Origin of the sequence: Marinoscillum sp. 108 (assembly GCF_902506655.1) — a bacterium.
GTDB classification, from domain to species: Bacteria; Bacteroidota; Bacteroidia; order Cytophagales; family Cyclobacteriaceae; genus Marinoscillum; species Marinoscillum luteum.
The window spans coordinates 672238-693896 of record NZ_LR734817.1 but is presented as its reverse complement, the minus strand read 5'-3'; the positions used below and the strand labels follow the sequence as shown (position 1 = coordinate 693896).

The 21659-nt window shown below is 44.3% G+C and carries 16 protein-coding genes; 6 read left to right on the top strand and 10 right to left on the bottom strand.

What is annotated here, in order from left to right:
- The 3 genes from GV030_RS20585 to GV030_RS20575 all read left to right on the top strand — a co-directional run.
- On the top strand, positions 1–4544 hold a 4544-nt coding region (locus tag GV030_RS20585), incomplete at its 5' end, for a PKD domain-containing protein (protein WP_159585236.1).
- 109 nt (positions 4545–4653) lie between these two features.
- Entirely contained in the window at positions 4654–5142 is a 489-nt protein-coding gene (locus GV030_RS20580; protein WP_159585235.1) for an Lrp/AsnC family transcriptional regulator, read from the top strand.
- Positions 5139–5645: a phosphoribosyltransferase family protein gene (locus GV030_RS20575; protein WP_159585234.1), complete on the top strand. Its 507-nt coding sequence runs from the start codon at positions 5139–5141 to the stop codon at positions 5643–5645. The genes GV030_RS20580 and GV030_RS20575 overlap by 4 nt, the downstream gene beginning before the upstream one ends.
- A gap of 13 nt (positions 5646–5658) precedes the next feature.
- Here GV030_RS20575 and GV030_RS20570 read toward each other — a convergent pair whose 3' ends face one another.
- The 8 genes from GV030_RS20570 to GV030_RS20535 form a co-directional block, all read right to left on the bottom strand.
- Positions 5659–6702, bottom strand: a complete 1044-nt coding sequence (locus GV030_RS20570; protein WP_159585233.1) for a hypothetical protein — start codon at positions 6700–6702, stop codon at positions 5659–5661.
- Positions 6702–7775 (bottom strand): glycosyltransferase family protein, encoded by a 1074-nt coding sequence (locus GV030_RS20565; RefSeq protein ID WP_159585232.1) that lies wholly within the window; start codon positions 7773–7775, stop codon positions 6702–6704. Before GV030_RS20565 ends, GV030_RS20570 begins: the two co-directional genes overlap by 1 nt.
- A gap of 31 nt (positions 7776–7806) precedes the next feature.
- Positions 7807–9180 (bottom strand): PAS domain-containing sensor histidine kinase, encoded by a 1374-nt coding sequence (locus GV030_RS20560; protein WP_159585231.1) that lies wholly within the window; start codon positions 9178–9180, stop codon positions 7807–7809.
- Positions 9170–10549 carry a sigma-54 dependent transcriptional regulator gene (locus tag GV030_RS20555; protein WP_159585230.1) on the bottom strand — a complete coding sequence of 460 codons (1380 nt, stop codon included), beginning with the start codon at positions 10547–10549 and terminating at the stop codon, positions 9170–9172. Before GV030_RS20555 ends, GV030_RS20560 begins: the two co-directional genes overlap by 11 nt.
- A 151-nt stretch (positions 10550–10700) precedes the next feature.
- Positions 10701–12134: a TolC family protein gene (locus GV030_RS20550; protein ID WP_159585229.1), complete on the bottom strand. Its 1434-nt coding sequence runs from the start codon at positions 12132–12134 to the stop codon at positions 10701–10703.
- Complete coding sequence (locus tag GV030_RS20545; RefSeq protein WP_159585228.1) at positions 12131–13483, bottom strand: HlyD family secretion protein; 1353 nt, start codon at positions 13481–13483, stop codon at positions 12131–12133. Before GV030_RS20545 ends, GV030_RS20550 begins: the two co-directional genes overlap by 4 nt.
- Before the next feature lies 1 nt (position 13484).
- Positions 13485–15659 (bottom strand): peptidase domain-containing ABC transporter, encoded by a 2175-nt coding sequence (locus tag GV030_RS20540; protein WP_159585227.1) that lies wholly within the window; start codon positions 15657–15659, stop codon positions 13485–13487.
- A complete protein-coding gene (locus GV030_RS20535) occupies positions 15656–16330 on the bottom strand; it encodes a TetR/AcrR family transcriptional regulator (RefSeq protein WP_159585226.1) in 675 nt (224 codons plus the stop codon). Before GV030_RS20535 ends, GV030_RS20540 begins: the two co-directional genes overlap by 4 nt.
- 318 nt (positions 16331–16648) lie before the next feature.
- On the opposite strand from GV030_RS20535, the gene GV030_RS20530 reads away from it, so the two are divergent.
- The 3 genes from GV030_RS20530 to GV030_RS20520 all read left to right on the top strand — a co-directional run bounded on the left by GV030_RS20530 (position 16649) and on the right by GV030_RS20520 (position 20066).
- Positions 16649–17899, top strand: coding sequence for an efflux RND transporter periplasmic adaptor subunit (locus GV030_RS20530; protein ID WP_159585225.1), 1251 nt, complete (start codon positions 16649–16651; stop codon positions 17897–17899).
- A gap of 36 nt (positions 17900–17935) precedes the next feature.
- Entirely contained in the window at positions 17936–18649 is a 714-nt protein-coding gene (locus GV030_RS20525; protein WP_159585224.1) for an ABC transporter ATP-binding protein, read from the top strand.
- Between the two features lie 67 nt (positions 18650–18716).
- Complete coding sequence (locus tag GV030_RS20520) at positions 18717–20066, top strand: TolC family protein (protein WP_159585223.1); 1350 nt, start codon at positions 18717–18719, stop codon at positions 20064–20066.
- On the opposite strand, the gene GV030_RS20515 is transcribed toward GV030_RS20520, so the two are convergent.
- Both GV030_RS20515 and GV030_RS20510 read right to left on the bottom strand, forming a co-directional pair.
- A complete protein-coding gene (locus GV030_RS20515) occupies positions 20061–20858 on the bottom strand; it encodes a hypothetical protein (RefSeq protein WP_159585222.1) in 798 nt (265 codons plus the stop codon). The genes GV030_RS20520 and GV030_RS20515 overlap by 6 nt on opposite strands.
- Positions 20848–21612 (bottom strand): UDP-2,3-diacylglucosamine diphosphatase, encoded by a 765-nt coding sequence (locus GV030_RS20510; protein WP_159585221.1) that lies wholly within the window; start codon positions 21610–21612, stop codon positions 20848–20850. The genes GV030_RS20515 and GV030_RS20510 overlap by 11 nt, the downstream gene beginning before the upstream one ends.
- Positions 21613–21659: the final 47 nt, after the last annotated feature.

Below are 21659 nucleotides of genomic sequence, written 5' to 3'. Positions count from 1 at the left end.
TGAGTTTGGCTGCCATAGATGAGTCAGGAAATGTATCATATGATGTAGATACGGTTACGGTGACCGGAGATGTAGCTCCGGACATCAGCTTCACAGTAGATGAAAACCGCTGTATAGCGAATGCGAACACCTTTACCTCAGTGAGTAGTACTCCTGAGGACATAGTGAGCTATAGCTGGGATTTTGGCGATGGGGAGGGGACATCGAGCCAGTCAGACACATCCTATCAATATACTTTCCCAGGTACATATGAAGTATTATTAGAGATTATTTCTTCAGGAGGATGCAGAAATTTATTTAGTCAGGAGTTGACTGTTTACCCAGAGCCACCCACACCGAAATTCACAATTGATTACAGTTCATTGTGTACGAATAATGAACTGGAGTTTGTCAATACGACGGATACAGCAGGTTATGGGGATGCATTGGTATTTGAGTGGGTGATAGGAGGAGATGTTGTGACAAAATTCGACACAGTGTATACATTTGATACTCCAGGGGATCATCAGATAAGTCTTCAGGTGTTTCTACCGGGGTGCGAATCGGCAATAACAGACACAACGATTTCAATTTCAGAAGGTCCTGCAGTTAATTTTAGTTATTCAAACAATTGTTTTGGGGAAGCGGTACAATTTTCGAGCGAGGTAGAAGGTTCAGAGATCTCAAGTTACAGCTGGGATTTTGGAGACGGGGAGGGTACATCATCGGCTGCAGACACGGTTTATGAATATGCTACAGCTGGCACCTACAATGTTAGCTTGACAGTATTTAACGATGGAGGATGCGTCACTGAGTATGAATCGTCAATTACCGTCAATGATCAGCCATTAGTTAATGTTTTATATGGAGAGATAGAAGAGGATGCTCCCGTGACCTTTACTGGAGAGGATTTGACTTTGTCAGGAGATAGTGTAAAAACCTGGGTCTGGAATATTGAAGGTCAAGAGGAGCGTACTGAGCAATCACCGAGTGTGATTTTTACAAGCCCAGGAGAATATCAGGTTCAATTGACGATAGAGACTTTTCAAGGCTGTACAGACACATTTGAGGCTTTGATCGAAGTTGATCCTGCGGCATGTCCGTCCTCGGAGATAATAATAAATAGTTCAGATGTTTTGTGTTTAGGAGAGACTCTGGGATTAACAAACGGTAGTGTAAATGCCACTGCGTATAGGTGGGACTTTTGCTCTGGAGAATTAGGGGAAATGCCAGTTTCACAACTGATAAAAAACTCAGGAACTGTTTCACCATCGGACATGGCTTATGGTAATGATGGTCAAAATTGGTATGGGTTTATAACAGAGCGTACCAATAATCGACTCTATCGGCTTGAATTTGGAGCCAGTATAAGCAATATACCTGTGGTTAAGAATTTGAATAACCCATCCGGGTTATTATCCTCACCAGATAGGATATTGCTTCACGAAGAGGGAGGTCATTGGTATGGGTTGATGACCAATGACCAGGTGACTAATAATTTAATATTTCTTGATTTTGGAGTTACTCTGGATAATACACCCACCGCAACAAGTTTGGGTAACTACGGGGGCAAGTTGAATCGGCCGAGGGGGATGTCACTTCAGGAGTCAGGAGGAGATTTGATCTTGGTGGTTGTCAACAGAGGTGACAATACGGTAGCATTGTTAAATTTTGGCACATCCATTACCAATACTGTGAGTAGCGAATCGGTATTGAAGAGTGGAGCGATCCCAAGTTCAAATGTTCCATTGGATTTGAGTATAGGTAAAGACTGTGACAGCTGGTATGGATTTACAGTCTCGGCCGGCAATGGCAACCTTCATAGGTTGTTATTTGGCAATAGTCTTTATCAGATTCCGACTTTTGAGACCATCAATCTTGGTTTGAGTAGCCTGAGTCAGGTGGAGCTACGTCATGATGGTACGATCTGGCGAGGACTGATATCTGGGAACAGTGGTTTCTATCGGCTGGATTTCACTTCAGGGTTGGGGAGTTCACCTGAGACGGTAAGTTTTGCAAGTTTGGGGCTTTCGAATATTTCCGGGATCAGTATGTTAGCTGATAGCGTTGGTTTTTTGATCGACAATGTGAGTCAGGATGTTTACCGGTTGGATTTCGATAATGGATGTAGTTCTACGATAAAAGAGAGCACCTCGTATGAGCCAATCGAGGTGAGTTACGGATCTTCAGGGACTTATTATGTGAGTTTGGCTGCCATAGATGAGTCAGGAAATGTATCATATGATGTAGATACGGTTACGGTGACCGGAGATGTAGCTCCGGACATCAGCTTCACAGTAGATGAAAACCGCTGTATAGCGAATGCGAATACCTTTACCTCAGTGAGTAGTACTCCAGAGGACATCGTGAGCTATAGCTGGGATTTTAATGGGGATGGCATAGAGGACAGTAGTGAGCCTAATCCTACGTATCGATATTCAGTGGCTGGGGACTATACCATTGTGCTGACCATCGGAGATAGTTCCTCTTGTGGCAATACAGCGAAGAAAACTATTACAATTTATCCAGGACCACCTGAGCCTGACTTCTCCACAGACCAAACCACCTACTGTGTGGGAGACGGGGTTTTTATTACCAATCTGGCAGATGATTCGGATTACGGGGACGGAGTAAGTTACTACTGGTCTACAGAGCTTGGGGATACGGTCTCCACATCTCCGGTGTTCAACTTTGATCAGCCAGGGGAGAAGACCATATCACTGTATTCATCTATACCCGGGTGTGACTCGGAGATTATTACCAAAACTGTAACCATCCTTCCTTTACCAGAGATCGCCTTTCAGGCGGATACCGCCTGCCATGGAGAGTTTACTGAGTTTACCAATTTTTCAGAAGGGACTTCATTTGCATGGACGTTTGGGGATGGATTTATCAGTAAAGCCGAAAATCCAGAGCATTTTTATACCGAACCTGGCTTATATGATGTGACTGTCTCCAATGTTGACGAGAATGGATGCGAAAATTTCCTTGCCAAACAGGTAATAGTGGGAGCCATTCCTGAGCCAGAGTTCGAATATGATATAGCTTGCCAGGGTGATGAGACCATATTGTCCGACGTGTCTATCGTCAATGGTGCCGACATTGTGGAGTGGGAGTGGTACATTGAAGATATACCGGTTTCGCAAGATAAAAATCCGGGCGTGTACTTTGACCGGGAGGGTTCACAAACCGTGACGATGACAGTTTTTTCCTCCAATGGTTGCTCTGCTACTTATAGCGAGTCTATCGAAGTATTGGGGCAGCCTCAAGTCGATTTTTCCATAACAAAGGCCTGCCAGGGAGACTTCTCTTCGTTTGTAGATCAAACCAAGAACCCTGATCAGATTATCAGCCGAACCTGGCAGATCAATGGAGTGACTCAAGCCTCTGACGATGACACTTTGACCTATGCTTTTGTGGAGCCGGGCCTCTATGAAGTGAGCCTGATGGTGAATAACAGGAGCCTTTGCACAGCAGAACAAGTCAAAACTCTAGAGATACTGGCATTGCCAGAGCTGGATTTCCTCATCGATGGAGTGTGTGAGAATGAGGTCATTACGGTATCTGACCAGTCTGTAGCAATAAACGATGCGATTATCTCGAGGAGATGGCTTTTGAACGGAGGGTTTGTGGGCAATGGACGTAAAATCGAAATACCTGCAGATGTCAGTGGTCTGCATGATGTGACATTAGAAGTGGAGACCGCATTTGGCTGTATGGTTTCCCACACGGAGACTTTGGAGGTTTACGCCAAACCTGAGGTGGCTTTCACTCCTGCCAATGACTTTGGGGTGCCGCCATTTTCTTTGGTTTTTGAAAACGAAACGGTGAATGGACAGACCTACAAATGGTATGTGAATGGAGAGCTCACCTCTGAAGAGATGACCCCATCGCTGAGCTTTGGGACAGAAGGTTTGCAAACGGTGAAATTAGTTGCCACAAATGAGAATGGCTGTAGGGACAGTGTAAGCACCGAAATTGAATCCATTTTGCCAGTGGTGGATTTGGTGGTAAATGAAATACAGCTGATAGAAGACGGAGGCCTCCAGAAAATCCTGCTGGATGTGAGTAATAAAAGTAACCTGCCTGTTGAGCTGTTTGAGGTGCAAATTACCCTTGAAAATGAATTTACCCTTTCGGAAAATGTAACCAAACGGATCAATAAAGGGAAAGAAGCGATCATTGGTTTAAGTGTCAGCCTTCCATCAGTGTCCAAACTAGGGTACCTGTGTGTGAGCCTGGTGGCCCCCTATAATGTACCGGATCAAATACCAGAAAATAACGAAGGGTGTATTAACATGGAAGCCCGAACGATTTTTGAGCCTGCGTTTCCAAACCCGGCAACAGACCGTACGCATATCCGGATGGTTTTACCTTTGGATGGCGATGTAGAACTGACCATACTCGATCTTTCCGGACAGGTGAAACAACAAAAAAACCTCTATAACCGCCCTTCAGGGCTTACGACCTTCACCATAGACCTTCAGACCTTAAAGTCTGGTACCTATTTTATTTCCATCAAACACAATGGTGGAACCCATCGGGCACGCATAATCAAGCAATAATCGCTGCTTTTAGGGGAAACGGAGAATGGATTGTTTATCCGAAGAGAATTAGTCGAAAGAATCCAAATATTTATAATTATTATTACCTTTGCAGCAAATAAAATTTGGAATGAAGTTAAATTCACTGCACTTAAAGCTAGACGAAATAGACAGGAAGATTTTAGAGATTTTACAATCAAACGCTAAGATCACCAACGCCCAATTATCAAAAGATATAGGTCTGTCGCCAGCCCCAACCCTGGAAAGAGTAAAAAAGTTGGAAAATTCAGGTATTATCAAGAGCTACCATGCCAAACTGGATACCGAGCGCATAGGTCTGGGTGTTCACACTTTTGTTCAGGTTACTTTGAAGGGCCATAACAAAAAGAACATTGATATCTTTTTGGCTGAGATCAATCAGATTCCTGAAGTGATTGAGTGTCATCACATCACGGGCTCTGGGGATTTTATTTTAAAGGTTATTTCTAAAGATATTACCTCCTATCAGCGCCTCATGCTGGAAAAAGTAAGTGAGATCGACGTGGTAGACAGCTTGCAGTCTATGGTGATTCTTTCTACTTTCAAGGATAGCAAAGTGATGCCTGTGCCATTGTCATGATAGCTGCACAAAATCTTATTTTATCTGAAGTACAAGTCAATCAAATCATCAGGCGGATAGCCTTTGAGATTTATGAAAACAACTTTGATGAAAAGAACATCGTGGTTGTTGGCATTTATGACAAAGGCTATTTACTTGCTGAAAGGATTGTGCGTGAGCTCTCGGCGATAGCGGAAGGTGTAAAGATCAGCTTGATCAAGCTTGAGATAAATAAAGAGAAGCCACTTGCTTCGGAGGTCACACTGGATGTGCCCTCCAAAAATCTGAAAGGGAAAGTGATCATCTTGGTAGATGATGTGCTCAATACAGGCAAAACCATGGCGCATAGTATGAGCGCATTGCTGGAAGTGGAAGTCAAGAAGCTTCAGATTGCAGTGTTGGTCAACAGAAGCCACAAACAGTTTCCCCTTTCGGCCAACTACAAAGGATATGAGCTATCCACTACCATAGACGAACACGTGGATGTGAAGCTGGAAGATCCAGTAGGCGTGTTCCTGTATTGAAGACCTACACCTTTTAGTAATCTTTATACAGTTCGGGCTTTTTGATGAGCATTTCCAGACTCATTTCCACCAATTCACCCATGTTCTTGCAGTGAATGAATTCCGTTTCTTCGTAAAATTCTGCTAACTCTTCCCCCAGACGAGCCACATTTCCGGGTTTCGATATCCGGTCATGGGTCATAGCGCTAAGCAGATCATCCACTCTGATCTTCTCTACTTTCACCCTATTGGCAATCAGCGAACGCTCCTCACGCTGGTACTGACGAACGGTTTCGGGTGTCAGAGACTTCAGTCCAATTTTAATGATGGGGTTATTTTGCTTAAAATACTGCGGTAAATAAATCGCCCGACGCCCTTCATAGGATTGTTGATCAAAATCTATGGCCCTCAGGCGGTAATCTACTTCTTCAAAATCAGGGGTGATATCAATCACAAAATTGCTGGAGTGCATGTCTCCAAGGAGCCTTACAAAGCACCGTTCGTTGAACTTCACAAATTCTTTGGCCAGCCTGGTCTCATTCAGGTTAGGGTCCTTGAGGTGATTTTTGATAAATTGCTCGGCGGGAATACCCACAATATGTTCTTCTATCAGTGTGTCTTTATAGACCACATAGCTGATTTTATTAGGGGAGAGCAAGTGCTCAAGTTCCAAGCCGTAGATACGGGAAGCGTCAGCATTTTTGATATAGAAATAGTCAAAGTTGTCGTTGATGCGATTGACGATCCTCACTCGAAAGGGTTGTGTATTGCCGTAGACGCACAAATCTACCCGGTCAATGAAAAGGTGGTCCATGACTCCCACGTCACCATCTGCTTTCATGATGGAGTAGATTTTTTTCAGCGCAAAATAAATATCCGCCATATCATCTTGCGGATATAGCACGGTCTCCCACAGGGTATCGTTACCATTTCTGTCATACAAGGGTATGGAATTGTCATACCTCAGGAGTGAGTCATATGCGATGGGCAAGGCAATTTCCCGGTCATACTTATTCAGATATGCCCTCAGCCTTGTGCTGATCTTATAGGGAATTTTTTTCTTGCTGATGATGGCCATTACTTCAGGTGTTTGGGAAACATTTCGGTTGCCTGGTCTGCCCATTGCTGGAATGGTCGACTAATATCGACATGATTGGGTAGATATTGATACAGCTTTTCAATATTAAAAGATTCACTGAAAGTACCCGCCCCGGCCTTCATGGCATCCACGGCATTGCAGGCCTGCTCATAGTGGCCTTGCACAGGCACCATCAGTACAGGCTTACCCATATACATAGCCTCACATACTGACTCAAAGCCCGCAGTGGTGACGTATCCTTTTGCGCTGGCCATTTTAGAGATGAATTTCTCATCATTGAGCTGGTGATAGGTAAGGGTGGCATCTATTTGGTGCTCCTCCGGTATCTCTTTTTTGTCCCAAAAGCAATGCAAGGCCTGCTCTGGGTAGGTTTGATGAAATTTTTCTACCTCAGCTGAGTATCCGGGGTTAACCATATAGACCAGAAAATGATCTCCGCTGGTTACCTGCTCCTCTTTTACCTCATCTCTGAGCAATGGGGGCACTACATACAGCTTTTTCTTTGGTACATCCTGAAACGGCTGAAAGGAGAGCGCCAATATCTTGTTGGCCCCCAGGCTGGTGATTTTATTTCCCATTTGTAGAGAGAGTTTATCCAGTTTTCTCTTTGGAGGAAAATCAAATTCCGGATGACTAATGAGGTACTGGTGCGCAATACAGATAAACAACGCCTTAGGTCGCCGTGAAAAATTATAAAGCCCACCCAGGAAATCGTAAAAATTGACAATTACATCGGGCTCATCTTCACGCACGATCTCATCCATCCGATCCATTGATTTCTTGTAAATGGGAGCTTTGAGCAGGGAATAGACTATCGTCCGAAAGGGTTTTACGGACTTCTGCTGCTTGTCTGTGACAAAATTTGGACTTTCCAGTGGCACCACCTCGGTGCCAATTTTGTCAGTGAAGAACTGTGGAATGGACCTGCGCTCACTTTTTCCCACAATTACCCTGGTGATTTCATGGCCATTTTGCCTGAGTATTTTAGCGAGTGAAAGTGCCTGGGTCATGTGACCTCTGCCTTCGCCTTGTATGATGAAGATGTATTTCAATGGTTTCGGATTGAGAAATTAAGATAGTGATTTACTGAGAGAATTTCAGGGTAAATTCTGTACCGTCATTGATCACAGAGCGTACAGCTATGGACCCACGATGATTTCTCATGATCTGTTTGGAAAGGCTCAGCCCAATTCCGGATCCACTTTTCTTGGTGGTGTAGAATGGGATGAAAATCTTTTTGAGCGCTTCCTCTTCGATGCCAGGCCCATTGTCTCTGATGGAAATGAGTGCACCGCCCTCTGGCCGCTCAGAAGCCTTGATCCACAGGGTTTTTTGGATGTCTTCATCGTCTACTTCTCCAAGTGCCTGAATGGCATTTTTCACAATATTGATGACTACCTGCTCTATTTGCTGTTCGTCTATCTGAATGCAAAGCGAATCAGGTACGTCCTGCACTAACTGCACCCCGGTTTGCTGAAAATCGTGTTTGAGTAGCGAAACCACATGCCCGATTAGCTCTTTGATACATACCTGAGACAGGTTGGGGAGCGTGATATGGGTCATATTTCTAAAATCACCCACAAATTTGATCAGACTCTCACTTCTCCTGTGGATGGTGTGTAGGGCAGTGTGGAAGTCACTAATCTGCTCATTGTTGATCTGATTGATGTCCTGCCCATTATCGAGCCACTCCTCCATCTCCGATTCTATGGTGCGTGCCAGTGAGGAGATCGGGGTGACAGAATTCATGATTTCATGGGTGAGTACCCTAATCAGATTTTGCCAGGCTTCCATTTCCTTTTCTTCCAGCTCACTTTGGATGTTTTGGAGGGAGATCAGCTTGAATTCTTTACCTCGCAGGGACAATTCAATCGCATAGATGGCCAGCTGTATTTCGTCCTCATCCGTTTTGGAGATTTTCACCAGATCCCTTCCTCCGGTGCGAAGCTCCCGAAGCGTTGTTACCAGTTCCTCGTTGATAACCTTTAGCTGTTTGATGTTTTTGAGGTGTTTTACACCCAAAAGGGTGCGCGCCGTGGTGTTGATGATCTGTACTTCGCCCTGAGCATCAAATGTAACAATGCCTATCCCCACATGCTGAACGATGGTTTTGAGGTACTGATAGCTGGCCTCCTTTTCGGCCCTGATTTCTCGAAATTTTTTGATTACAGCGTTGAACTCATTGTAAAGTTCATCAATGCTCGACCCCTCCTTTCGCTCCGGATAAGTGTGCGAGAAGTCGTCCCATTTGATGCTTTGTAAAAAACCAATGATTTCCCTATTGGACTTTTCCAGAGAATAAAAGAGGTAATACCCCTGCACACAAATGAGCAGGAATATGAGAATTTTACTGAATGTATAACTCTCGGTATAAAAGAGATTGGCAAACAGAAAGATGGTGAGGCCGAGCAGGATTACCCGGCCTATTAGTTGATATCGAAATTTGTTATAACCCATATTTCTCCAGCCTTCTGTAGAGTGAGGCTCTGGTCAGACCCAGTTCTTTTGCTGCTTTCGAGATGTTTCCATTGTGCTTGTTCACGGCGCGCTGGATCACATTTTTTTCTACCTCATCCAGATTGAAATTATCAGCTTCTACGGTGTTATTGTTTTCTGGCTTTTGGGCCAAAAAGAAGAAATCATCCGGGCTTAGGACTTCCGTGTCACTCATGATGATCGCTCGCTCAATGGCATGCTGGAGTTCCCTGATGTTACCGGGCCAGCTGTATTTTTGGAGTTTTTTGATCGTATTTGGAGCAATCTTGGAAATATTCTTTCGATACTTCTGATTGTAGGTTTCCAGAAAATGATTAGCCAGCAAAGGGATGTCATCCAACCGGTCTCTCAACGGGGGCAAATGGATTTCTACGGTATTGATACGATAAAGTAAATCCTGTCTGAAGGTGCTTTCTCCTACCATTTCATAGATAGGCATGTTGGTGGCACAGATGAGTCGGATGTCTATGGGCAGTGACTGGTTGCTGCCGATCCGTGTGACTTCACGCTTCTGCAGAGCGGTGAGTAGTTTGGACTGGAGCGGCATATTCAGGTTGCCAATCTCGTCCAAAAAAAGGGTGCCATTGTTGGCGATCTCAAACCGTCCTGCACGATCCTCCTTGGCATCTGTGTAGGCCCCTTTTTTATGACCGAACAACTCGCTTTCGAATAAACTTTCGGTGATGGCACCCATGTCTACCCCAATGAATACATTGTCTTTTCTCAAAGATTTTTGGTGAATAGCTCTGGCGATAAGCTCCTTACCGGTACCGTTCTCACCCAGGATCAAAATGTTAGCATCCGTACCGGCTACTTTATCGATGATTTTGAAGACTTCTTTGATCTCGTTGCTCTCACCTATGATGTTCTTGAAAGCCAGGTTGCTGTCTTCCTGCAGCTGCTTGCTGGTTTGCTTGAGTTGTGAGACCTCCTTATAAGACTCCTTTAGTTTGGCGGCACTATTGAGTGTGGCAATCAATTTTTCATTTTGCCATGGCTTGAGCACAAAATCAGTGGCACCAGCCTTCAGGGCCCTCACCGCCATTTCCACATCGCCAAAAGCTGTAATGAGCACCACTACGGCCTGTGGGTCTTTATCCAAAATCTGCTCCAACCAGTAAAAACCTTCCTTTCCACTCGTGATATCCTTGCTGAAGTTCATATCCAGCAAAATCAGGTCATAAGTGTCGTTGTTGAGCAGAAAAGGGATTTTCTTTGGATTCTTTTCTATCAGGACTTCTTTGGCATGTTTCTTCAGAAGCATTTTGGCTGCCAACAGCACATCCTCATCATCATCGATTATTAAAATTTTACCTAGTTCTTTATCCACGGGTAGCAGTGTTTTGTGTATTGATTTGAAAATTACACCTAATGAAAGCCAGAAACTATGCCAACTAAGAAAAAGTGATCAGTTTTGGATGCAAGGCTATTTTCGGAGTTTTTGCTTGTCCGTAAATGTACACTTATTTCATGAGGTGTCCTTATTCGTACAATACTTGATAGGAAAGATTGGGTAGCCCTACCTCGTAAGGCAGCTGGTACCTCATTTTTTCAAACTTCACCAAAGCTTCAAGGGCTTTGATCTGGGCACCGATGTATTTTTCCTGCTGGATGTTCAATTTGAAGAGATCGCTTTCTCCGCTTTCCAGATTAAAGATCTCCGCTTCAAATAGCTGCCGATACCCTTGGGACATATTCGAAAATTGTTGAGCAAGGGTCTGGTTGGTCTTGAGTTCGGCATAAGTGCTTTGGAGCTGGTTGCTAAGGGTCAGTCTGGTTTGAGACATTTCAAATTCAATTTGCTCTTGGTACACTCTGTTTTTTTGTATTTTCCCGCGTTCTTTTCTGAGCAAGATGGGGATGCTAAAATCCACACCAAGTTTGTAGTTATTCTCCCAGTCTGGGGACTCGAATCCGTCGGCATTGAACGGTGCATCGATTAGCGAATAGCTCAAATTCAGCTCTGGCTTCAGACTTTCTTTGTTCCACCTTTGCTCCACTTCGAGTTGGTCTCTTTTGGTACTGAGCTTTTGCAGGTCCGGGTGGTTATTGAGTGCCCATGCCACCAGTATTTGAAAGCCTGAATCTGATGGCACCATGAAGTCAGTATCTTCTGAGACCGGGAAGGAGCCGCTTGAAAGCTCCAGTGGAATCCCCTCTTCGCTCCAGAGGTGGACCGAAAGTGCCAACTGCGACTGTAACAGCTCTAACTTAGCCTTTTCAAAATCAGTTTGGCGACCTTGATAAGTGATTTTGGCCTGAATGGTGTCCACTACAGCGGCCTCTCCAAATTCGTAATCCAGTTGAGTCCTGGCCAACACCTCCCGGGCTATTTCAATGGCAGATGAAGTGAGCTCATATTTTTTGTAAGCCAAATACCAGTCCCAGTAGGACTTGGATATGGTAAGTAGCGTCTTGTTGATAAGCTTTATTTTTTCGGCTTGAGCCAGCCCGGAGTAGAGTCGGGCCTGAGTCACCAGCATTCTTCTTTCATCTATAAAGAGCCCTTTTCCAATAGGTAAGCTTACACCAGCGGCGACTTGCCAGTAGTCCTGGCTGCTGCTCACATAGCTCTCCGGGTTCAGATATGCTCCCTGATTTCTGTAAACTTCGAATTTCGGATCAAGCGGAAACCAGGTGGGTATTTTAAGTGCGTTATTAAACTTTTGGTAGTACTTCGTTCCGTTGAGGTTTTTGACATTGTAATTGGATTGAACCTTCGGGTCAAATTGTCCTTTCGTATATAGGAGCTCAGCTACGGCCATGTCATCTTGCAATTTGGCTTGTCTGATGATGGGATGGTTGGCCTTGGCTATCGCGAAGATATCACCCAGGCTTAGAGCCGCGGAATCAGGCGCCTGAGAGAACCCTGTGAATGTTGGCAGCAGGAAGAGAATGATCCATTTAAGCCTCATTTTTTGGAAGTATTTGTCGTGGTTTGCTGATTTTCATAGATGCTGGGAGGGAAGCCATTGAGTTGCCTCCATAGCTCAAACCAGATAGGTACGTCGTTGAGCATGACCCAGCCCTTTATGCCTGAGCCCATTCTGATTTGCTCGGGCCAGGCTTCAGTATCTGGATCGGGGGCCACAAGTATTCTAAAAGATCCTGGCTTGCTGTCTACCCGATCTATGACACTGACTATTCCGCCGAAAGTCCCCACCGATGCATTGGGCCAGCCAGAAAACTGCAGCGATGGCCAGCCGTCAAACTCGATCCTCACCTTACGTCCGGTGCTGATGAATGGCAGATCCATTGCTCTTACGTGCATTTCGGCTGCCAGGTCGTCGCTATCTGGAATGATGGTCGCCACAGCTTCACCCTCTTTGATGGTTTCTCCTATTCCGGCCTTGAGGGCCCGTACAATGTAGCCCGTTTGGGGAGCAATAATTTGGTACTGCTGATTTCGAATTTCCATATTGGAAAATTCGTTTTTGATTTTAGCAATCTCACCTTCCGTGGCATGTATATCCGCTAGCGTTTCACTCACTGTAGACTGTGCCTTGCTTATCTTATCCTGATATTCCGCTTCGGTACCGGCTATGCTGATGCGGTAGTTGATAAGTTCGGTTTTGCTTTGAAGCCATTTATTTTCTGCTGAGATCAGTTTGGCTTTGCTCGCCTGAAACTTGGATTCTATTTCCTGAAATTTTGTGAGCGTGATGTTACCTGCCTGGTAGCGTTTTTGGTTTCGATCGAAAGTATTCTCGGAGTTGGCGAATTGAATTTTTTCAGATTCAAAAGCGATACTGTCAATTTCCAACTTAAGAATGCTTTGCTGGAAATAATTTCTGGCCTGGCGCAGCTTGATAGCGCGAGTCTCTTGCAGGGCGATGATTTGCCTTTCCAGAGCTTCTTTTTTGGACATTTTGGCGGCAAGCCCCTGTTCCTTGGCTTCCAGCTGTTGGCTAAGCCGTGTCAGTAGATTTGGGTCAAAGTACTTATCCTTAACCTCCGATAGGGTAAGGATGGTGTCCCCTTGGGTTACATGCTGACCTTCACTTATTTTCCAGACTTTTATTCTTCCTGAGATTGCGCTTTCAATGGTTTGAGGCCGATTTTGAGGGTTGAGTGCGGTCACTTTGCCTGAGCCCCGAATGTTTTGCTGCCAAGGTAAAAACAGGAAAAGACAGGCGGATACCACTAAGGTTAGGCTGACCTTCGCCAGAAGACGCCCCATACCTGGTGTTTTTAGGGTATGGAGGGAGTAAAAATCCCCTTCCTCCAACATATCGTCTATTTTATCGTCAGTTATATTCAGCATCTCAGTAGATATTTTTAAGAATATTTTCGTTTTTCAAGACGTTTTCAAAGGTGTCATCAGCGATGATTTTACCTGCATCCATATAGATCACCCTGTCCATTGCGGCCATAATGAGGGGATCGTTTGATACCACTATGAGTGTTCGCTGTATTTCCGGATTGGTGAGTATTTCTATTAGTTTGAGTCGTTCATGTTTTTGTGCGCTATTGAAGAAGTCGTTGAGGATGAGAAGGGAGGGCTGCTTGGCCAGACAGCGGGCCAGTATCAGTTTGTTGATAAAAGAACTACTAAACCCTTTCCCGGCACTTCGAATAGGGGTGTTGAATCCTTCCGGCCATTCATGGATTTGGTCCATGAGCCCAACTTTGTCCATAGCTTCCATGGCCATACTCATATTAGAAAAGGGCTTACCTACCAGGATATTATCAAGTATGGTTCCTTCAAAGATGTCTTCCTGAGATACATTTTTACCAATCTGATCTCTCAGATGGGTTCTGTCAAGATCCTTCAGATTATAACGGTTGTAGGTGATCACTCCTTCGTATTTGGTGTGTATGCCGGCGATCACATTGGTGAGGGTGGTTTTGCCAGAGTTGCCCCCTCCCGAGATACAAATTTTTTCGCCTGGAGCTATACTGAGATTGATGTCTGAGATCGAAGGATGATCTCTGTCTGGGTAGGTATATTGAAGGTTTTTTATTTCTACCGAAAGCCCTTTTTCATTGAGTTGGCTCGCGGGAATGTCAATTCCCCCTGAAGGCTCCAGAGGTAAGTCTGTTACCTGGGCAATTTTATCAACAGCCGTGAGCATGTCGTAGACCACATCCATATACATGATGATTTTCTCTACCGAATTGATGATCAGGATGATGATCACCTCTGAAGCTACGAATTGACCTAAAGTGATCTCCCGATTGATGACGAGGATAGTTCCTATGATCAGTAGGCCGCCTGTCACTACCACTTTAAAGAGTAGAATGAAGGAGTATTGTTTGATCAGTACTTTGAAATGAGCACTCCGATGTTTGAGGTAGCTGTTTACATTCAAATCGGTGTTTTTGATCGGAAGGTTAGTGTTACCTGACAGCTTGAAAGAATATAAGGTGCGAGCCATTTCTTCCAGCCAATAGACGACTTTGTATTTATACTTAGATTCTACAATGCTTGATTTCAGTCCCTGTGGACCTGTGAGATAGAAGATACTGAATAGAGTGCCCAAAAGCCCCAGACCAAAAAACACAAAAAAGGGATGGTAAAATGACAGCAAGATCAGTCCGAATATGATTTGAATGATACCAGTGGATAGATCGATTAGCAGCTTTGGTAGACCTTTTTGAAGAGTGATCACATCAAAGAACCTGTTCATCAATTCAGGCATGTGGAGATTTAGCACAGACTCCATCTGTATTCGAGGCACTCTGAATGCAAACTCAAAAGCTGCTTTGGTAAATACCCTTCTTTGCAGGTATTCCACAATGGTGATTTGAAATACCTGCAGCACCCCCGTGGCAATGACACCCAGGATGATGAATGCTATGAGCACATAGACTGAACTAAAGAGCACGCCCCCGCTGATCAGTTCTATTGCGGCTTGTATACCAAGAGGCAGACTTAATCCCAGTAGTCCTATGAGAGCGGCATAGATGTAGACATACAGGATATCCTGACGTTCAGCGGCGAGTAGCTTGTATAGTCGGTAGACAGCAGAGACCGGGGTCTTATCCAGATAATCCTTGTCTGAGCTCACCAAACTTTGATGATCAAAAATGGCCAGAAAAATGACTTCAAGTTTTTCTGTACAGGCCATGTCCAGTGCTGTCAGATCATCCCCTTCCCACTTTTCCACTCCCTCTTCCCGTATTTTTGTGAAGAGGTATTTTTTTCCTTTTCGAGTGATGAGGACCGGAGCCAGCTCATCGTCTTTGGCAAATACCATGACCGGAGCACTGTGGCTACTCATGGATTTCAGAAAAAGGGATTCTTTGAGGTGCTTCTCCAGGAAAATAATGCCGCAATCATTTCCCGACTCCACCGTATCCCGAATGAACTCAATGAGATCGAGGTTATCATACTCCCTGAAGTTCCTCTCCAGAGATTGAACAACATCACTTGACACTTCTAGATTTAAGTAACCTGCACACTCCTGGATTACTTTGATGATCTGATGATTATTCATGCTTCAATAGTTTGAAAGATCATTGATTTCAGAAATTCGTAATTGGCCATATATGGATCGTCCTCTTTACTAAGCTCAGTGAGTGAAGGCAGGTGTTCCGCAAAGAATATTTGCTGATTGGCCACCATCATTGCCGTGCTTACAATGGTACTGGGGTACGGGTAAGACGGATTTATTTCTGTGATAAACTCAGCGATCTTTTTACATAGAGACTTGTATCCTCTGAAAAAACCGTCTTTATTATCCTCATCCACCTGCTTGGCAAGATATATTTTGTGCGACTCGGCAATCACAATTTTATGCAGCGCTTCCTCATTGATATCAGGAAAGGCTGGATCTTTCATCTTTTTCTCGGTAATGATCCGTAGCGCACGGCTGAGTTTTGTCTTTGGATCTTCCAGATTATGCGTTTCATATTCGATCCGATAGTCCAGCCACGCCCAATACCAGGTGATGAGATAAACTAAAAGTCGGTGCTTATTTTCAAAGTATCTGTACACGGAAGCTTCGGTGCAATCTATCCTGTCAGAAAGCTTTTTAAAGGTGAACCCTTCGAATCCCAGTTGGTGGATCATTTCTATACTGTGCTCGGTAATCCGTTGCCCCAATTCTGAAGACTGGGGATCTTTTGAATAGAGATTTTTATTGAGTACCAATTGTAATACCACCATACTAAGTGTTTTTACTTATAAATATAATAGTAATACTATCAACTTTTCCTATGACACTTTGTTTAAAACTTTGAATTGTCATAAAAAAGGTTATTTTTGATATCTATTAGTTCTTTTATTTTGAGTTTTTGACCTTTAGGTTCAGTCCGGGAGCGGATTGAACCTTTTTTTATGCCCGCTTGCGGACAGTTTCCTGTTCCATTTTGTACAAGCGCACAGATGCTTCATAATCCCATAATCCCCTAACTCGTTATATTTCAGCAATTTACAATCATTGGCACTTTAATTGGCATAGGGGGGACAGACTAGACAAAGAATATGGACCGAAAGATTCAAAAGAAAAAGTGGACGTTAAAGCGTATCGCTACCTGGGGTGGAGCCAGTGTGTTCGTCATCTTCATTTTATACAGTTTCATTTTTGCCGATGGCGGCTCCCGCCTGAATGTGGAACGTGAGAAAGTGAACATTGCCACTGTGATGGAGGGTGAATTCAGAGAGTTTATTCCTGTGGATGGCTCTGTGATGCCCATCAAAACGATTCGCCTGGATGCGATAGAAGGTGGCGTGGTAGAGAAGAAATATTACGAAGGTGGGATATTGGTGGACAAAGGTGACACTATTCTGAAGCTTTCAAACAATGACCTATTGCAAAACTTCGTGCGGGAAGAGACTCAGGCATTTATCCTGATGAACAGCCTGGAAAACACCAAGTTGAGCCTGAAGAGGAACCAGTTTGAACTGAAACGCAACCTTATAGAGCTTGATTACCAGATCGATGAAGCTAAAGATGCGTATGTCAGAGGACAGGAGCTCTATGACGAAAAGATCATTTCTGAACAAGAGTATCTGAATTTGAAGCGGGCTTATGATCGACTGATTGACAGTAAGGTTATTCAGATAGAGTCAGCCAAGTTTGATTCACTGAATGCCCGACTACAGATAGCACAGGCCGAATCTACCCTCAATCGGACCAGAGATAATCTGGAAATGATCAAGAAGAATCTGGATAACCTGTACTTCAAAGCACCTATATCAGGGAGCCTGAGTACTGTGAATGCGGAAGTGGGCGAATCCATCTCTCCTGGACAGAACATTGGGCAGATCGACGACCTGAATGGCTTCAAAGTAAGGGCAGCGATAGACGAACACTACATTGCCAGAATTTATCAGGGTCTTTCAGGTACTTTTGATTTCGCGGGAGGTTCTTATACGCTGCAGATTTCGAAAGTATACCCTGAAGTGGCTAATGGTCTGTTTTCTGTGGATATGGTATTTACTGACACCATCCCTCAGGGTATCAGAAGAGGCCAGACCCTGCAGATCAGGTTGCAGTTGAGTGAAAATATTACCGCAGTACAGATACCAAGAGGAAGCTTCTATCAAACCACCGGAGGCAATTGGATTTTCGTGCTGACCGCTGATGAATCAGAGGCCGTAAGAAGACAAATCAGGCTGGGCAGACAGAACCCAAGATATTATGAAGTCATAGAAGGCTTGCAACCTGGCGAGAAAGTAGTAGTCTCTTCTTACGAAGGCTACGACGACAAAGACAAACTAGTATTTAAATAATAAACCTAATCGACATACAAAATAAAATTTTAGACAATGGAAAACTCTGAAGCGTTAATCAAAACTGTGGGACTGAAGAAGTTCTACTATACAGACGAAATAGAAACAACAGCCCTGGCTGGTGTGAACCTGGAGGTCAAAAAAGGTGAATTTGTGGCCATAATGGGCCCGTCTGGTTGTGGTAAATCCACTTTGCTCAACATTGTGGGCTTATTGGACAACCCATCTGAAGGGGAGTTTCATTTTACAGATCAGGAAATCTCAACCTACTCTGAGCGAAAAAGAGCGGAGCTTAGAAAGGCCAACATCGGCTTTGTGTTCCAGAGCTTCAATTTGATTGATGAGTTGACGGTTTATGAAAACATTGAGCTTCCCCTTATTTATCTGAAATACTCATCTTCTGAGCGCAAGAAGCGGGTGGAAGAAGTGATGGAGCAGATGAAGATCATGCACCGTAGAAATCACTTTCCACAACAGTTATCTGGTGGTCAGCAGCAGCGTGTGGCCATTTCGCGAGCTGTGGTGGCCAAGCCTAAACTGATTCTGGCGGATGAGCCAACAGGTAATCTGGATTCTGCCAACGGACAGGAGGTAATGAACCTACTGACCGAACTGAATGAAAACGGGACCACCGTAGTAATGGTGACACACTCTCCGTTGGATGCTGAGTACGCACACAGGGTTATTCACTTGTTTGACGGACAGATCGTTTCAGAAAACATGAATGCCAAAGACAACGCTTTAGTTTAATTCACTTTTTGTATGCTCAAGGCCGATCCTCTTTGGACGGCCTTTTTTTGATCTAAATAAACTGAAAATGAGGAAGACTTTGATTTTCATGATGATTACTATGTCTGTACTGGCCCATGCACAGGATACAGAAGAGGTGACCGTCCTCACGTTGGATGACTGCATCCAGACCGCACTGGAGAGAAATATTCAGTTGAAGCAGGCGCGCAATAGTCAGCTCATGGCTGAATCTAATCGGCTACAATCCATCATGAATTTTTTCCCTTCGATATCAGCCGGGGTGAATTATGACTATTTCTTCGGTAACTTCTTTGATCCTAATGCGGCTCGCCAGGTATCTGAGACCACAAGTAGTTCTGCTCCCAATATTTCTTCCAGCATGGTCTTGTTCAATGGTTTTTCAAACCATTTTCAACTGAGTCAGCGGAAACATGAACTGGTCGCTGCATCGGAGACCATTAAGAATACAGAGATCAATGTGGAAAGTAATATTTTGGCTTACTACCTCAGTGTGATTTTGGACAAAGAGAACATTAAAATAGCCAGAGAGCGTGTGGAGCTATTGGAAGCACAACTGGAGAGAGAGAAGAAAAGAGAATCTGTGGGTGTGGGTAATTTGGAGTCAGTATACAATTTTCAGGGGCAGCTGGCCAATCAAAAACTGACGCTCAACAATCTGGAAAATACCCTGAGAAGAGATTTGCTTACTCTGTTTCAGTCCATGCAGCTCAATCCCAATGATGGCGAGGTAGAAGTGCAGGCTTATGATGTGCAGGAAGACGAGCTCCTGCTCGAGGCAGATCCGTTTGAGGTAGTGTTGGAAGAAACGCTGAGCAGTAGCCCGGCACTGAAAGCGGCAAGCTCCTCCTACGAAGCGTCGAGGTATCAGTTTAAGTCTGCCAAAGCCCAATTGTACCCTACGATTACGGCTTTCGGAAGAATAGGATCTAACTATTCATCTAACGGAGCCCGAAACCCCACCAATGGCGACTTTGAACCGGATGCCAGTTTTTCCAGACAGATGGAGTTTAACGAATTTGAGTATGTGAATTTTTCATTGAACATCCCCATCTTTTCCAGATACCAAACCAGCAATAGTATTCAGATTGCCAAAGTGGGAATGGCCAATGCCGAATTGGGGGTATCGCAGGCTATGAACACGATCACCAACCTGGTACAAACTGCTTATCTGGATTTGGTTTCGGCCCAGAACACCTACATCTCTGCTAAGGAAAACCTGGCGGCTACCACACAGACCTTCGAGTTTATGAAAAAGCGGTTTGAGACGGGAAATACTGATTTTTATACCTATTTGGAAAGCCTGAATAACAAGAATAGGGCCGAACTGGAGCTCATTAATTCCAAGTACAGCATCGTTTTTAGAAAGAAAATTTTGGAATTGTACAGAGGGTCATAACGTAAGTTGGTAGATCAACACCTGATCTTTTCCGATAAAGTAATATCGATCCCCCCATTTCAGCACATTATTAAAGCCCCCTAGTGGGGCTTTTATTTTGGTGATGTTTCCCGGGCGAAAAACATCAATTGTAGTAATCCATGCTCCGGCCAAAAAGACCAATTGGTCATTGATGACCTGAAAATAGGAGACACCTTTTTCGGGATGGCTGAACTGTAAATTTCCATACTGATCGAAAAAATGAAGGCCCTGCTGAGTATCGCTGATGAGCACTAGATTTTGATAGGCTTGCATGTAACTAGCGTTACTCAGGTTTATTTGTAAGGGATTAGATAGGAGTACATTGGAGTTTTGAATGTTGTATTTTCTCAGTTCATTGTAGTCTGCTGACAGTGCCCATACGCTATTGTCAATGCCGGGAGCACAAAGGGTTACCAAGGGACGCTGATAGTCTGCAAGCGAATAGGTGATGGGAGATGTGCTGAAGCGGTCCAAGAAAATGAATTGTTGAGGACTTTTAAAAAAAAGAAATACCTTAAATCGGTTCCAGGCGCTGATCAGTGTCACAGGGAAATTACCAACAGCAGAGTAGAGCTCAGTCTCGTTTCCATCCTGATCATAGCGAAGCATATCTCCGGCCATCGTACCGAGGTATATCTTCCCGTCCGTATCTACAGACTGTGCAGTGATTTCATTTTTGAGCTTTATGGTTTTGACATGCGTCCACTCCTGAGCGAGACAGCTCATGCTCAACTGTAATAATAAGGTGTAGATCAGGACTTTAGTTTTCAAAGGTTTTTAAGGTTGCTTTGTCCTGGGTCATCTCAAGGTAGGTGCTACCGTTGATCCATTCCCCAAGGTTGAAATAAGTAGAATGGGTACCGATGGGTGCTTCTATCGCCAGGTGTCTGTGTCCAAAAATGTAAAAATCATGATGAGTCTTGGCTTCTATTTCCTTGCAATATTGGATCAGCCATTCCTCGTCTCCCTTAAAAGGGGGATCGGAGCAGGTATCTCTGCTGTGGTCAGACCATTTGTTGGCAAGCCAGATGCCTAGGTCGGGGTGGAGCCATCTAAAGGCCCATTGAGCCAGGCCATTGGTGAATATTTTCTTGAAAAATTTGAATTTCTTATCACCCGGCCCCAGACCGTCTCCATGGCCAATATGCACGATATGAGGGCCGATCTGGAAAGACTGAGGTTGGTGAATGATGGGAATGTTCAGCTCCCGGGTAAGGTAGTCCGCCATCCACAGGTCATGATTACCGGTGAAAATGATGATTGGGATACCCTTGTCTTTGATTTCGGCGAGTTTACCCAGAAACCTCAAATACCCTTTGGGGACTACATGCTTGTACTCAAACCAGAAGTCAAACAGGTCTCCGGCCAGGAAGATACCAGCGGCGTGTGAGCTCACTTCAGTGAGCCATCGCACGATTTTCTTCTCCCGTTCCATGCTGGATATCCTATCTGGAGCTCCCAGGTGAAAATCACTGGCGAAGTATATTTTTTTTTGAGGGTCTAAATCAGAAAACTGTAAGTCCATAAAAAAAGGGAGCCTTTTAGGGCTCCCAATTTAAGCAATGTATTTAT

Excerpts from the sequence above, each read along its gene's own strand:
- GV030_RS20580 (WP_159585235.1), top strand. The coding sequence starts at position 4,654 with ATGAAGTTAAATTCACTGCACTTAAAGCTAGACGAAATAGACAGGAAG.
- GV030_RS20575 (WP_159585234.1), top strand. The coding sequence starts at position 5,139 with ATGATAGCTGCACAAAATCTTATTTTATCTGAAGTACAAGTCAATCAA.
- GV030_RS20570 (WP_159585233.1), bottom strand. The coding sequence starts at position 6,702 with ATGGCCATCATCAGCAAGAAAAAAATTCCCTATAAGATCAGCACAAGG.
- GV030_RS20560 (WP_159585231.1), bottom strand. The coding sequence starts at position 9,180 with ATGGGTTATAACAAATTTCGATATCAACTAATAGGCCGGGTAATCCTG.
- GV030_RS20550 (WP_159585229.1), bottom strand. The coding sequence starts at position 12,134 with ATGAGGCTTAAATGGATCATTCTCTTCCTGCTGCCAACATTCACAGGG.
- GV030_RS20545 (WP_159585228.1), bottom strand. The coding sequence starts at position 13,483 with ATGCTGAATATAACTGACGATAAAATAGACGATATGTTGGAGGAAGGG.
- GV030_RS20540 (WP_159585227.1), bottom strand. The coding sequence starts at position 15,659 with ATGAATAATCATCAGATCATCAAAGTAATCCAGGAGTGTGCAGGTTAC.
- GV030_RS20535 (WP_159585226.1), bottom strand. The coding sequence starts at position 16,330 with ATGGTGGTATTACAATTGGTACTCAATAAAAATCTCTATTCAAAAGAT.
- GV030_RS20530 (WP_159585225.1), top strand. The coding sequence starts at position 16,649 with ATGGACCGAAAGATTCAAAAGAAAAAGTGGACGTTAAAGCGTATCGCT.
- GV030_RS20525 (WP_159585224.1), top strand. The coding sequence starts at position 17,936 with ATGGAAAACTCTGAAGCGTTAATCAAAACTGTGGGACTGAAGAAGTTC.
- GV030_RS20520 (WP_159585223.1), top strand. The coding sequence starts at position 18,717 with ATGAGGAAGACTTTGATTTTCATGATGATTACTATGTCTGTACTGGCC.
- GV030_RS20510 (WP_159585221.1), bottom strand. The coding sequence starts at position 21,612 with ATGGACTTACAGTTTTCTGATTTAGACCCTCAAAAAAAAATATACTTC.